The 14803-nt window shown below is 57.7% G+C and carries 8 protein-coding genes; all 8 read left to right on the forward strand.

Annotated features, from left to right (window positions below; translation table 11 throughout):
- From Yoon_RS00395 to Yoon_RS00430, 8 genes are read left to right on the forward strand one after another with little or no spacing between them, the layout of a single operon-like run.
- Nucleotides 1–438 (forward strand): GPW/gp25 family protein, encoded by a 438-nt coding sequence (locus tag Yoon_RS00395; RefSeq protein WP_238109186.1) that lies wholly within the window; start codon nt 1–3, stop codon nt 436–438.
- A gap of 3 nt (nt 439–441) precedes the next feature.
- Nucleotides 442–1386: a hypothetical protein gene (locus Yoon_RS00400; RefSeq protein ID WP_238109187.1), complete on the forward strand. Its 945-nt coding sequence runs from the start codon at nt 442–444 to the stop codon at nt 1384–1386.
- A 41-nt stretch (nt 1387–1427) separates the two neighbouring features.
- Nucleotides 1428–5288, forward strand: coding sequence for a hypothetical protein (locus Yoon_RS00405; RefSeq protein ID WP_238109188.1), 3861 nt, complete (start codon nt 1428–1430; stop codon nt 5286–5288).
- Nucleotides 5285–6097: a hypothetical protein gene (locus tag Yoon_RS00410; protein ID WP_238109189.1), complete on the forward strand. Its 813-nt coding sequence runs from the start codon at nt 5285–5287 to the stop codon at nt 6095–6097. The genes Yoon_RS00405 and Yoon_RS00410 overlap by 4 nt, the downstream gene beginning before the upstream one ends.
- A complete protein-coding gene (locus Yoon_RS00415; protein WP_238109191.1) occupies nt 6094–8268 on the forward strand; it encodes a hypothetical protein in 2175 nt (724 codons plus the stop codon). The genes Yoon_RS00410 and Yoon_RS00415 overlap by 4 nt, the downstream gene beginning before the upstream one ends.
- Entirely contained in the window at nt 8265–10295 is a 2031-nt protein-coding gene (locus Yoon_RS00420; RefSeq protein ID WP_238109196.1) for a contractile injection system tape measure protein, read from the forward strand. The genes Yoon_RS00415 and Yoon_RS00420 overlap by 4 nt, the downstream gene beginning before the upstream one ends.
- Entirely contained in the window at nt 10288–11643 is a 1356-nt protein-coding gene (locus tag Yoon_RS00425) for an ATP-binding protein (RefSeq protein WP_238109197.1), read from the forward strand. Before Yoon_RS00420 ends, Yoon_RS00425 begins: the two co-directional genes overlap by 8 nt.
- Nucleotides 11640–14792 (forward strand): hypothetical protein, encoded by a 3153-nt coding sequence (locus Yoon_RS00430; RefSeq protein ID WP_238109198.1) that lies wholly within the window; start codon nt 11640–11642, stop codon nt 14790–14792. The genes Yoon_RS00425 and Yoon_RS00430 overlap by 4 nt, the downstream gene beginning before the upstream one ends.
- Nucleotides 14793–14803 lie beyond the last annotated feature (11 nt).

A 14803-nucleotide genomic window follows, 5' to 3' on the forward strand; every position in this document is an offset into this window, starting at 1 on the left:
ATGACAAGTGATGATCCAGGTTTCTTAGGGCGTGGCTGGGCGTTTCCACCGCAATTTGACCCGTTTTCCGGCGAGGCGAAATTGGTCACTGCAGACGAAGATATATACCAAAGCTTGCGCATTCTCTTTGAAACTCGCCCCGGCGAACGCGTCATGCACCCTACTTATGGGTGCCGGATCTATGACTATATTTTCGACCCGCTCAACGCCGCTACGATGCGCAAAATGGAGGCCGCGATAGCCCGCGCAATCTTGTTTTTTGAACCTCGGATTGATGTTGATCAGACCAAAGTATCGGTGGCGGACGCGGCCGAAGGAAAGCTGCTTATCGATCTATCCTACCGTGTGCGGCAAACCAATTCGCGCGCCAATGTGGTCTTTCCCTTCTATATTCGCGAAGGCACCTTGGTCACCGATACCCCCGTGGTCGAAGGGTAGCTGATGCACGCAAGGCGCCTCATATCATTGGTCTCCTGTGCGGGTCTATTATTCGGTTGCGATGCCGTCCAAGGGGCCGTCGACGCGGCCCGCGACACCACCGCAGCCGAAGTCATTGGGCTAGGCCCCGATTTGCCCTGCGACGTGGACCGGTTTGAGGCCAAGCGTATGGCGGGTACTTATTTGCGCACGGCAAATGGCACGCCGGGCGGAACAATCATCGCGGTGTCAGGCCGCGCACGCGGGGGCAGCGCGCCGCTGCCACGCAATTTAGCGGTGGATGATCGCAAAATTCGCGGGATTGATGCCTCAGCGCTGGGCGATCTGAGCGGGCGCAAGCATTCCACCGCAGTCCCCATCGCAGCACTTAACACTCGCGCAACGCTGCCGCTGGCCTATGAGCTGCGCTATCAGGCCGATGGCGTGGATTACAGCGGTCCTTTGGTCGTCGGCATCCCACCGTTGCAAGACAATATACCACTTTTGGGGCAAGCACTGCGCATGGGTGCCGTGGCCATCACCTACACAGCCGTCTCAAACGACGGTACGGTAGAAACCACGCAAGCCACCGGCGATTTTGCGATGCGTCTTGGTTTCGGATCGCAGCGCGCCACGTTTTCAATCAGCAATCTCATGATTGAAAGCGGCCCTGCATTGCCCTTTGCCCGGCTGCGCTGGAACCGGCTGGGGCTTTGCGGCGCGCGGGTTGTCAGCTCTGGGCAGGGTGTCGTCAGCATGTATGACCGTGACGACGGGCGCATCCCCACCTTTGGCGCAAACGCTGATCCCAGCGAAGGTGTGCTAGTGTTTCAAGCCACCCAATTTGCAGCCGATCCTACCACACCCGGCCCAAGTGACCTTGGCGGGGTCTTTGCCATTCAAGGTGATGCATCCAGCCTGACGGCAGTCTTTCTTTCGCGTGGCGGCTCGGCCGCGGTAATCCCTTAAACCCTTCTGAAACGATGAAAAAACAATTGCAGAAAGCAACAGTGTCACACAATTGGTCAGATATTCGCGTCACGCAGGGTTCGCTAGAAGACGCCCGGCTGCCAACGCCATTGCGTAGTAGTGATCCGCATATCAGACCCGGCACATTGGCGGATAACTTCGTTAGACTTGCAGCCAATGCCCCTGCCCCATGGGATAAAATGCTCCGGTCTGAGCCATTGTTGGTCGTGGCCCAAATCGTCGCCTTTCGCATTGATGACGAAATTACGCGCTTTGATCTGGCGCTTGAACAGGGTGTGGACGCTGCCGCACGTGAAATCCGCAATCTTGCACAGCAGTTAGACGATTGGATCATCCGGTTGGAGGCCCAATGGCCGGGGGAATTTGCCGCCGTGTTGCAAGGTTTGGATCAGCAAATGGATATGAGCGACCGCGCCCATGCGCTTGCACGGACGTCGGGCGGGCGGATGATGGCAGTGATGCAAGAAAAAGGGTTTATTCCTACAGCGATAGGCGACAACATCGTTCAAGCCCGCGCGCGCCAAGCCGGGCTAAGCGCGGCACATCGTCAGCTGGTTCACGCGATCGCATCCTTAAAACCGGCAGCGCAACTTGGGTTTGATCAAAGGTTGAAATCAGGGCTGATTGACCCGGCGATCGGACTGATGATTGCAGAACTTTCGGCCGCGCAGCATGTTGATGCGCGCCTAAACCGCTTCACGGAACGCCACAGCGATTTTTACTATGGGCATATCATCGGCCAGCCGCGCCGTGGCGCGGCGCCCGACCGCGCATTGCTCCATTTGCCATCAGGTACCGCGCCGAAACTGCTGGCCAAAGGCACCCCCCTCACCGCGCAATTGGCCGATGGTAGTAAGCTACACTTTCAGACCGAAGGTGATGTGCCGATCACCCCTGCGAAGGTCATCGCGACGGCCGCGCTGAGCTATGACACCGATCCGCAGATTTCGCTGTTTTCGACCTTGGGCTGCGTCACAGGCGTGCGCGGCGGCATTGAACCCGCAGCCCAACAGCCGCTTGATCGCAGCGTCTTTGTCGGGCCTGCAAATCAAGATATCGAAATGGGCTTGGATATCGCTTCTCAGATGTTTCAACTGTCAGAAGGGCACCGCCAAATTAATGTCAGTTTTCAGTTACGGCGTGCAACAGATTTGCCAGCTGCGACACCGTCGACCGGAACCGATACAGATTCGCTGCTGGACCCAGATGTTGAATTGGAGCTCCGCTCTGACCCGACGCTGATCCGTGCGCTGGGGTTTGACAATCTGAATGCAGGCGTAGCCGCCATCGCGGCAGAGGTGCACCGCACCGCCATCTCACGCGGGTGTGGCGCCTCGATGGACCTGATTTATGAGGTCATTGCGGGCAAGATCCTTACCGTCTCAGCACTACGCATTCTTTTGGGCCGGATTGTGACGCTAGGTTTGGTTGAAAACCACCCTTGGCCGTCCGGAACCTATTGGGACACACTTAAAACCCGAATTCTGGCCTGTGAAACGGCGCTCACCGGGCAGCATAACCCGGCAGCCGCAACGGGTGACATTGGGCAAATCGTAGAGGCCTTTGGCCGAGAAAATGAGCAATTCATCTATTCCCCCGCTGATATGTTTGAAAAGCTTCTGGGCGATGCATTCCATGTGACCCTTTCTGCAACGCAAGGGCCGATGCCCGCAAAGTTGACGCAAATCATTCCAAAAACCGATGGCACAGCCGGGTTTTTGATCCGTCTGACCTATGCGCCAGATATGCCCGCCATCACCTCGGAAAAAGAGAGCGCACCTGTCCTTTCATTCCGCTGGGATCAACAGGCCCGCGTCTGCCCAATCTCGTTTTTTGAACGCTACACGCTTGATCAAGTAGGAATTGCCGTGCGGGTTGACGGGTTGACCCAGCTTTCGGGGTTTAGCGATGATGGGCCGGTTGCAACCGCGCAATCTTTCATGCCCTTTGGTGCGCGCCCAAACGAAGGGGCCACATTCACCGTCGCCTCTGCCGAAATGGCGGCGAAACCCGTGACCGGGGTGCATATGCGTTTGCGCTGGGCAGATGTCCCCGACAAGCCCGGTGGCTTTGCCACATATTATCGCGGCTATCCAGACAGCGTGACGGTCCCCGACCCAACGGTGCGCGCCGAATATCTGGTGGATGCGGCATGGAAGCCGATCACCGATGCACCCGGCCCGATGATCCATACCAACCCCTACGACGGCACGTTGATCCCTGAATGGGCGCTCACCGCGCCGGTGCAAGGGTCTGACAGCATCGCGCCGCGACACACCCATGGCCCCTTACCCAAAAACCGCGCGAAACTACGCGCAGGTGCGCTACGACTGACCCTGCGCGGCGGCGGGGATTTTGGGCAAGCGCAACATCCGCTTGCACTGGTCAAAGCCATGCGGCCAAACCCAGTCCCGCTGCGCCAGCGGGTCCCCCCCAACCCGCCGTGGATTCCACGTATTGAGAGCCTAAGCCTTGGCTATACGGCTGCATCTGTCATGACCTTGGCCGCGCCCGATACTGCACAGCCCGGCGACAAGATCACGCAAATCACGCCTTTTGGGGCGCGGGCAGCCTTTCCTAACCGCATCAGGCGCAATTTGGGGCTGTTTCCACCACGTTTGGGGCTGGGCACCTTGTATATTCAGCTTGCGGGCAAAGGTGCGCTGCGCCAATTGGGAATTTTGTTCGATATTGCGGATAGCGGGCATTTACGGCTGGTGCCGCCAACGGTACCGCTTGACTGGCATTATCTGACCGCTGATGGCTGGGCCGACCTGCCGCCCACCTCGATTTCATCCGATACGACTGATGGGTTGCTGCGCTCTGGGGTTGTCACGCTTGATCTGCCAAATGACGCACACACCCCGGCCGGTGAAATGCCCGAAGGCGGGGTTTGGGTGGCTGTTTCCGCGCCGTGGCGTGGGTTTGAAACCCACCCTACGTTGTCACGCGTGCGTACAAATGGCGTTTGGGCGGTCAGCACCGAAAGTGACACGCCGCCTGCATCAGGTGACCGGCAATGGCGGTTTAATGTGCCACAACCCGGCATGTCCGCGCCACAAGAAGCCGCACGCCGCGCACCACCAAAACCGCCCGAAACCCGGCCAGACTATCTTGCGCGGGTCGGTGAACGGCTACGCCACCGGCAACGCGCTGTGACCCCGTTTGATATTGAACGATTGGTCTTAAACGCCTTTCCGGATGTATGGCGTTGCAAATGCCTGCCTCATTTGTCGCGTAAATCCGCGACTCCGCGCGCGGGAACAGCCACCGTCGTGATCGTCCGTCATCCACCAGAATTCACGCAAGGCGCGCAGCAGCACGCGCAAGAAAGATACTTTGATGTCGGCACCTTAGAGCGGGTGCGTGCGTTTCTTCACAGACATGGAAGCCCAGACGCCCAGTATGAGGTGGTGAACCCTGCATTTGATCGCCTCCATGTTCGGGCCGCCCTGCGCTTTGTCCCTTTCCAAGACGATGGCGCCCTGGCCAACAAGCTGCAGCACTACGTGTCGCAGTGCCTATCGGTTTGGACCGGCGGTGACGACATCGCCAGGTTTGGTTGGCAGGTGAACGTGCCGATGCTCAAGGCACAAATCGCCGCCCACCCAGATGTGCTTGGCATTACTGATTTTTCGGTTTTGCATTTCGTCGCAGACGACAGCCAGCATTATGCGCTTGGCGATACCGCGCAAGACGATGCGCGCGGGCCGCTTGGATCGATCATACGACCGTCGCGACCATGGGCCCTGCCCTTGTCCGCCAAAAGCCACGCCATTTCGACGTCAGAACGCAAGCAACCCATTGCCCCAACCCAGAGCGGCATCGGTCGTTTGCGGATCGGTGACATGCTTATCGTAGGTCAGGAGGGTCACCCATGACCAAAAAAGATCGCACCACGCTCAAGGCGTTCTTTCGTGATGGGGCCCTGCCCACCGCCGAACATTACCGTGATTTGATTGACAGCGGCGTGAACCAGATCGAAGACGGGTATTCCAAAACCGCTGCTGACGGTTTGCGGTTGACCTCTGTCGGTGGGTCACAGCGGGTGCTGAGCCTTTATGAAAGCCTGAGCGCGCAATACCCGGCGTGGGTCATTGATCATGGCGAAGACAGTAGCAGTCTGCATTTTCGACGCGGTGCTGATGTTACGGGCGACAATCTTGGGGTCAGTTTTTCTCCCGAAGGGCGGCTCGGGCTGCGTAATGATGCGCCTGAATGGCAGCTTGATGTCAACGGGGTGCAGCGCGCGCGCGGGCGCATCGGCTTTGCCAGTGATGACATCCCGCATGTGCCTGCCGATGGCAAATGGCATGATGTCACTGCGGAAATGACCGGCTGCCAAGCGTTTGAAATCATGGCGGGCGCAGGTGCCGAATTGACCCAAGGCCGCTATTCCATGGTCCATGCAATCGCGATGAATGCGTTCCACCCGCGCAATTGGGTGCTGAATTGGCTGTTTGGACGGCGGCGAATCAAATCACAAACTGCCGTTTACGGCAGCTATGCCGACCGCATTCGGCTGCGTTGGGTCGCGACCAAAAACAGCCATCACTACAAGCTCCAAATGCGCACCAACGCGAATTTTGGCCGTGACAAGGTGATCCGCTACTATCTGACCCGGCTTTGGTTTGACCCAACGATGGCCGGATCACGGGGCGGCCCCACGCGCGAGGCTGATCTATCATGATGGATCCACCGCTCACTTTTGACAATCTTCGCGCCCGTGCCATTACCGCCGCCCAAGACGCTTCCGGCAAAATATGGACCGACTTCAACCTACATGATCCCGGCGTGACCTTGCTCGAACAATCGGTCTTTGCGCTTTCTGAAATCGCCTATCAAGGGGACCATGATGTGCGTGACCTGCTAACGGATCACCACAGTGAAATAGGTTTGGCACAGCGCGGGATCTTTCCCGCCGACGATGTCCTTCCGGGCCGCCCTGTTACCAATACGGATCTGGCAAGTTGCCTTTCTGAACTGCCATCACTTGAGCGTGTCTTTGTTATCCCCGGCCCCGCTGCCGGTCTGGTGGATTTGGTGATTATTCCACGTAGCAGCGTTGACCCGCACCAAGAGAGATTGCGCACATCCAGCGGATGGCAAGACGCATTGATCGCCCAAACACGCGCCCGTTTCGATGAAAATCGGATGCTTTCCACAGCGATTAACCGCATTGATATCGCGACACCCAAACCCGTCGTTGTGATGGGCGAAATTGCGATTGGTCCCTTCGCGCAGCCTGACCGCATCGTCGCCGAAATTTTTCATCAACTCCGGCTGTTGCTCAAAGGGTTGCCTGCACAACGCGAACAAGACTCTGGGCCGTCGGGTGCGACACGCAGTGATGTCTTTGATGACGCCGCCGGATTATGGCCAAATTTGCCTGCGGATGCGCGCGATAGCGCCCGATTTGATGCGGTTCTCTCCCAATTTCGTGATATCGTCGGCGTTACTCATATCGGCGCATTCGACATTCTGGACCCAGAAACGAATACATCGATCGCGCAACTGCCACACGATCCGCGCATCTATTTTGATCCGATCTTACCACAAATCAACCATCTAGTCCCGCTTCGTGTCACGCGCGATGGGGGCGCGGTTGTCCTGAACCCCAATACCATTCAAGAAGAGTTGGGTCGCATAAACGCCGCGCGTATCGCTGGCCAAAGCAACCGCAAAGCGCAATCCGATTGGGATGTGGGCTTTGCCGGCAAACACCGCCATCTTAGCGACCGTTCCACCAACGACAGCTTGCCAAACCCCTACCGTGTGGCCGCAGCGACCCAAGATCAGAACGGCGGGCTGACATCTTATCGCCAGATGATGGATCAGCATCTCGCCGAGATGCGCGCGCCTTTGGGCAATATTCCCGCCACATACACGCAACATAATCCGCAAGACCTGCTTGATCCTGCCCTGCTACGCGCGCGGATCACGATGCTGGACTATTTGATTGCGCTACAAGGCGAAGAAATGCCGCTGTGCGACCCCGATTGTTTGCATCGCTATCGCGGCGTAGCTGATCGGTTAGCGTGGGATGTGACATGGCGCGAGGCTTACTTGCGCGACCTGCCCGCCTATAACCATTATTCGGGCACCAACCATCCTGAATACGGTTTTGCCGCGCGGCTTGCGCATTTGGCCGATCTTGGCGTTGCGACACATCAAGGGGTCGATGCGATCACGGTCGACGCGCAGATGCAGCCGCCAGCCCCATCGATTAAGTCCGCAGATGTTATTTTACCATCCCGGCCGCTCGATGCATTTGTGAAACGTGATGATACGGTCGCGCCACTGTCGCTCGCGAAACTCGCGATGAGCTGTCCTTGGGTCGTGGACGCACGCACAACGCCCGCATTGTTTCAGCGCGCAGCCCAAAGCGATGCCTATATCGTCGCGCGCAATCGGCAAAGCGATTGGGAAGTCATGTTTCAACCGCATAGCGGAGGCGATCTATATCCCTGCGGTAGCAGCCACACGCGCAAGAACGTCGAAGAATGGGCCAATCGGCTGCGCATCAGTTTTGTTGAAATGCACCGCGACGCGGAAAAGCTATGGCTGTTCGAAGATATCCAACTGCGCCAAAAACAAACAGATTTCGCACCAGCTCGGGCCACGCTTTTGCTGCCCGGATGGACCGCACGAACCTGCAATACCAGCTTTCGGCTGTTCGTCACCGATTTGGTCAGTCGGCTCGCGCCCGCGCATATTTATGTGCAAATCTTATGGCTCACCCCAGAAGAAACCCATGACCTGCGCCCAAAACTCGGCGATTGGTACACCGCGCCAGAGGATAACGCGGCCCATATTCGCCATGCCATCCAAACCCTCACCCAAACGGCGCGCGTCCCATGAACAACATGATCGCACCCGAAATAATCAACCGGATCGACACGCTTGAATTTGACTTGCGGGTCACAAGCACAGCGCAAGCGGTGAATAGTCCAGATCGCCTATTGCTGGCCCTGCGCCAAGAGGTACTATCAACCATTGATCAGGTTCTCGATGCCGCCGGGCGTGATCATGCGCCTGCGCGGATTACCACGCTCACGCTTGATATCGGGCAGTTTGACGACCCGCTTGATTGGGAATTGGTGCGCACGCGGCTGCGCGATGGGCTTGTATCGGCGATCCACCCCTATTTAACCCCGCGCAAACGGCAATCGCCGCGCGCCGCCTTTGCAGGGCAAAGCCTAGCACAATTAAAGACGATGGCAGCCGCGCGCGGCGTGGCCATTTCTGGCACAAAATCCGCACTGATCACCCGTCTTGTTGATCACGCCGCAAGCCCATGGGATTTTGCGGCGAAAACCCTAAAGCGCGCACAATCGCGCAGTGATCTGGCTCTTTTCCTGACCGGGCAAGACCGACCATCCGCACAGACCACGGCCCGCAGCGTCGCAAGAATGCGCAAACAAGATATCGAAGCCGCGCTTCGGGTTGCATCAGCTGAAAAACCCCAAAATGAGGATGACTGGGCCGCTTGCCTTGCGCGGCTCATTTGCGATGACACCCCACCCAAGCGAGCCCCTGCGCCGCGCCCAGAACCGGAGCAATCCCCGATAGAGATGGCACGTGCGCGCTATCGTGACTTTCGGCAAACCGGGTTTGCGTCATCGTATAATTCGGAAACTGAAACAGATGCGTCTTATGCACGTGTTATCAGCTATTTACCCTCCGGTGCGGATGTAGATAAAGTACTGAAAACGCGCATACCATCAAAAGCAAAGCAGCTGTTACAGACCATTACCGCGCTTGATGATGCCCCAGATCCATTGGCGGCCAAGCGTCATATCTTAGCAGCACTTGTTGCGAATGCCCCCGTTGATATTGCCGCAGCGCGCAGTGCAACCCATGACCCTGATAGCGCTGCACGCGCCGTATTTACGCGCGCGATGTACGCGCTGGGCGATGATATAACACAGGCAATCAACCGCGCTGATGCGCTCACAGATCCTGATCAGCCCATTATAACGGCAACAGACCAACCTGAGGCCCCTTGTAAACAAGCGTTTACAGATGCCATCGGACCAACGGCCCCCGACTTGCTGGGTCTGATTGAGCTAATCTACTCTGCATTGCGTCCGGCCTTACCGCCAGAGGCGCCCCATACCGTTCTGTTTTGGGGGCATTTGGTTGAAACAATTCTAGACAAGAACAGCACGCAAGCTTCTGATATTATTAACTCCTTCACGAACAGGCTGATACCCGACGCCAAGAAAAGAGACATCGCCCTGCGCGCCACGATGGCGCGTCTAAACTACCCTGCCGTTGCAAGTGCAACTGCCCGCGCAGAGGCCCGCGCAATGCTTGAAACAATTCTGCAACCGCAGCCGACAACCGCGCAGCCCAGACCGCGCGGATCAACACGGCGTATGACCCAGATCGCCGGGCTTATCCTATTCCATCCCTATATTGCGATGCTGTTTGACCGGCTTGAAATCCGCCGCGCAGATACAAAAATCAATGCCGAAGATCTCCCGCTTGCGCGCGCCGCACTTGGGCATCTGGCGCAGGGTGAAACTGGATACGGCACCGCAGCTGATCCGCTTTACGACTGTCTCCTTGGGCGGCCAAGTGACGCTGACGCCCTGCCTTCCCATTTGCTCACTCCTGCGAACCACGCCTTGATCGACGGGCTTGTCCAATCCGTGATCGCGCAATGGGGACGGCTTGGAAACACCTCGCCCGATGGGCTGCGCTCTGCCTTTGTGCAGCGCGGCGGGGTCATGGATTTGGACGATCCAACCCAACCAAAACTGACAGTCAATAAAGGGGCCTACGATATGTTGCTGGATGGGTTGCCTTGGGCCTTTAACGTGATCGCCCTGCCTTGGATGCCTGCACCGCTGCACGTTGATTGGAGACAGCGTGATGACTAGCCAAGCCCCAACACAAGATATCCACGCGCAAGCCGTCACGGCTGAAGTCACGTGGTTAAGTGCTGTGATCACTGCACGGCTGGAGCATTTCTTTGGCGGGGATGACGGACAATTTGCGCCTCCCGCAGCCCCACAGCACGATGCGGGTTCAGCCTTGGGGCAAATGATCACGCGGGCGCGGCTTGATACGTCTGCACGGGTAGTGTTTGCGCTGGCACTTGCCACACAGGTCAATCCAGCGGTTTTGGACCCGTTTTTTGTGCGCAACACCGCCATTGATCGACCATTTTCGGAATTCGGCGGGCTGCGCACCGAAACCAGCAGCTTTATTCCGACCGCGATCACCGCGCTTTTTTTGCTGGGCGGTGGCAACACGACCAGGCGGATCGCGGCGATGGCACTTTTTGCACCTGATCATCCACTCCGCACGGTCGCCGGGCTCAGTCTTGGTGAATTGCCTGCAACGGGCGCTGCGCCCGGTGCGCTTTATGCAGGGCCGCTTTTGGTATCAGCACATCGGGTCGCAGAGCTGTGCGCAGGTCACAAACCCGCACCCGATTTTTCACCTCAGTTCCCAGCCAAGCGGCTGCGCAGCGGCTTGCAGTGGGATGACCTGATCTTGCCGCGCGAGGTGAAACATAATCTTGACCATATCTCGGCCTGGCTCGCCAATCGTGAGAAGATTTTGGATGATTGGGGTATGGAAGCCCGCCTTGGCACCGGATTTAAGGCCCTGTTTTATGGGCCTCCCGGCACTGGCAAAACGCTGACAGCGACTATGCTCGGGCAGCGTACCGGGCTTGAGGTCTACCGCATTGATCTGGCCATGGTCGTGTCAAAATATATCGGAGAGACGGAAAAGAACCTCGCGCAGGTTTTTGATATGGCAGAAGAAAACAACTGGATCTTGTTTTTCGACGAAGCCGACGCGCTGTTTGGTGCACGCGGGGCGACGAGTTCCGCAAACGACCGCCATGCCAATCAAGAGGTCGCCTATCTGCTGCAACGGATCGAGGAATGCTCGGCCCTTGTTATTTTGGCAACCAATCTGCGCAGCAATATCGACGAAGCCTTTTTTCGCCGTTTCCAGATGGCGGTTGGTTTCCCAAAACCCGATGCGGCGCTCCGCACGGCCCTTTGGCGCAGTATTTTGGGGAAAATGCCGCTCGACCCCGATGTGGATATTGCTGCCCTTGCCCGCGACACGCCGCTTGCGGGCGGGCCAATCACAAATGTCGCCCGTCATGCCGCGATTTCCGCGCTACGCCGGGACGCAACCCACGTCAGCACCCGTGATCTGCAACAAGCGATTGCAGGTGAGATGCGCAAAGAAGGACGCACCCGATGACCCGAATTCTCGCCGCAACCTTGCTTTTTTTGCCGACATTCGCGCAGGCCGATTGTCGCGATTTACGCGCGATCCCTGATAACCCACCCGCATTTACGCAGGTTGACGAAATTCAACTCGGGCTGCGCACCGCGCTGGACGACGATAATATTTTGCTCTCCGATAATTGGCTGGGTTCCTACACAAAGCAGGCCTTGGTGCGCCTGTGTCAGCAGGTCCCAATGGTTTCAACGGTCACGCAGGTCGAAGCGACATTGCACCTCGCGGATGAATATGGACGTTTGGCGGGGCTTGTCCCCGAATGGAAACAGCTAGCGGGAGATGCGGGTTTTGCCAATGCGATCCTGCCAAGCGATCAGGATGTGTTTAATATCAACATCATGGCGCTTGTCGGTGCGCCTGACGGAACGGCGGATTGGTTGCTAGACCAAACCGGACCGACGGATTGTACGGACCTTAACGATACGGGGCTTCCGGCCTTGGCGCGCACCGGGCAACTTGCGCTCACGGCGCTTGATCAAGCCACTTGGCCGAATGCTGCGGCCACATGTACGGCCCTTGACCTCGCAAGCGGCGCACAGGCCGCGACCGATGTTTTATCAAGCCTCGGACGCATTGAAACCGCGCTGCCCGGCGGCGTGCAACAAATCCTGAGCCCTGATTTTGCGCTTTGGCTTGGCGCAGACATTGCCGCGCGTGGCCCGCGACTGGTGGGCAGTGATGATGCGGTGATCGCGCTGATCACTGATTACCGCGCCGAAAACCGTGCCGCTGCCCCCCGCGACTACAGCCTGCTTTATCAAACCCTACCAGCGAGCTGCAAACCCGCCACGGGCGCGCTGATCACCGACTATATCAGCTTTGACCAAACGGCACTTGATGGGCTGGTTGACCCTATCGATGTCAAAGGGTTGCTGGCTGATCTCGAAGACCAAACCTTTGATACCGCGACAGATCTTTCCCAAGCAATCGACGCAGCCCTGACCGGACAGGTGAGCGTATGCACGCGCGATCAAATCATGCGCGCAGTCAATAGTCCTGACAATTTGGGGCGCGCGTTTCAGCTCAACCCTGAAAAGGCGGCGAACCTCGCCTTGGTGCCAGAATTCGCCGAGAGCGCGCCAGTCGTGGCCGAATATATTGGACTGACCGCGCCAAGCCGCGCTGCATTGCTGACCGGCCTACGCGCGAATTTGCAAACGGCGACCAGCGCGCGCGTCCAAGCCGAGGTCGAGGCCGCCGCAGATGTGCTGGCAGCCGCCGCAGAACCGATGTCTGACACCTTTGATACGTTGCCCGAAGGTGTGCCAGAATTTGAACCGCTTGAGGTCACACCAACCATCGGGGTGACCGATGCCACGGATAGCGCTGTCGCTGCGACCGTCACCGACGCGGACTTTCGCGCGGCCTTACTTGGCGCATCCTATGTCCCTGCCCCCAATGCCGAAGTGCTTAAATCTGACGCGCGCAAACTGCTTGCCCCTATCGCCGAAGATAAGATCGCCACCGCCGTAAACCGCGATATGATCCAGATATTGGGTGCGGTCGAAACGCGCTGGGGGCTGACGGATAACTTAACACAGGCGATCGCAGCTGCCCCCGCAGCCACCGCAATCCAAGAAGTGATCACCGAACCTGATGCCGCCGCCGAACTTACCGCGCTTTTGGGCGTCGAGTATCCCAATGCCCGGCTCTTAGACACAGCGCTGGCGCAATTGTCGCCTGCCCCATCCGCCGCATCAATCGCGGATATCCGCGCCAACGCAAGCCGCAATATCGCCGACCCCACAGCCGATTATGACACCGCCATTGCCTTGCCTGATTGCGGCTGCGTCAGCACACGCGATGAAAACTCAGAAATTTACAGTTTCTACCCGTTTTGGTTTGCACCACAGTTGAACGCGCCCGAGGATGCCCCCCCAGGGCGCAGCGTCGATTTCAGCATCGTCAGCCGCGCCGCGTTTTACGGGTTGGAGTTTGCGCTTAGTGATGAAGGCACATTGGTACTGCATAACGAGGGGCAATGGACGCAAGGCCAGCGCGATTTTGTGAACGCTGCACATCGGCACCGCGCCCATGCCGACCTTGCGATAAAGCTGACCGGATGGGAAAATTGGTCTGACGTCCAAATCGCAACCGCCGTCCAAAAAATCCTTACGCTGACAGCGCCTTACCACCGCACTGACACCAATGATCTTGCTGCTTGGCGCGCCGCGTTCCCGTACCTGTTGGATCACCCGCAAGTGGATGGCGTCACCTTGATCATCGACGGTTATGACGGCACGACGCAAAGCGTCCACAATATTGAACGCCTCATTTCTTTGGTGACCTTGCTTTATGCTGATCTTGAACCGCGCGATCAAACGATCAACCTCGCGTTTGATTTGTCACTATCCGAGGCGCCGTCAAGCGATCCGGTCTTTACTGACATTAAAGCGCTGTTGACAGGGACCAAGCCCATCGTCGATTACGTGCTTCTTTTCCTTGAGCGCCCGACCACGGATAGTAAAAAAACGTTGCGCGCGCGCATGGAAAACGGCGCATTTCGTGGCATCGATCGCGCCCGCGTCTTGCGGCGCATTATCCCGGTACTGCCGCCCGCAGGCCACGAACACGTGTTGCAAAACCCCGCTGCTGGCGCGCCCGCAGATGCCCCCGATCCGGGACCATTCAGCCAGTTTGCCGATGATCTGGTTTATTTTCACGACAATTTCGCAGGTGTCGGATTTTGGCCTGCACCCGATCCAAACGCGGCCGAGACCCCGAAAATCAACGCGATGTTTGCACAAATGTGGCTCACGCCGCGCTTGCCGCAGTTTTTGTCGAGTTATCAGACCGATATGGACCGCGCCTGTACCTTCATCTGCCCCAACCGCGCTTATGTGGCTGCGGCGGCAGCGCTCATATTTTTGGCTACGGCCCTGCTTGTCTGGCGGTCGTTTTATAGCGGTTTTGTAGATCGGCTCGCGTTTCGTCTTGGCTTTGCTTGGCTTGGCGGCGCTGGCGTGTTTGCCGCCCTGTTGGCACTCACCATTTGCGATGCCGTTGCGATTTGGCCACCTGTTCTCTTGTTCATGATCATTTTGGGCGTTGGGTTCCTAATTGCGTTTCACATCTACCAAGGGGCACGCAACGGCCCGAAACCATAAAAGCAACAGTT

It is taken from the genome of Yoonia sp. I 8.24, from assembly GCF_022096995.1.
Classification (GTDB): Bacteria; Pseudomonadota; Alphaproteobacteria; order Rhodobacterales; family Rhodobacteraceae; genus Yoonia.

What these genes read in the sequence shown, in the direction of transcription:
- Yoon_RS00395 (WP_238109186.1), top strand. Translation starts at nt 1, where the DNA reads ATGACAAGTGATGATCCAGGTTTCTTAGGGCGTGGCTGGGCGTTTCCA.
- Yoon_RS00400 (WP_238109187.1), top strand. Translation starts at nt 442, where the DNA reads ATGCACGCAAGGCGCCTCATATCATTGGTCTCCTGTGCGGGTCTATTA.
- Yoon_RS00410 (WP_238109189.1), top strand. Translation starts at nt 5,285, where the DNA reads ATGACCAAAAAAGATCGCACCACGCTCAAGGCGTTCTTTCGTGATGGG.
- Yoon_RS00415 (WP_238109191.1), top strand. Translation starts at nt 6,094, where the DNA reads ATGATGGATCCACCGCTCACTTTTGACAATCTTCGCGCCCGTGCCATT.
- Yoon_RS00420 (WP_238109196.1), top strand. Translation starts at nt 8,265, where the DNA reads ATGAACAACATGATCGCACCCGAAATAATCAACCGGATCGACACGCTT.
- Yoon_RS00425 (WP_238109197.1), top strand. Translation starts at nt 10,288, where the DNA reads ATGACTAGCCAAGCCCCAACACAAGATATCCACGCGCAAGCCGTCACG.
- Yoon_RS00430 (WP_238109198.1), top strand. Translation starts at nt 11,640, where the DNA reads ATGACCCGAATTCTCGCCGCAACCTTGCTTTTTTTGCCGACATTCGCG.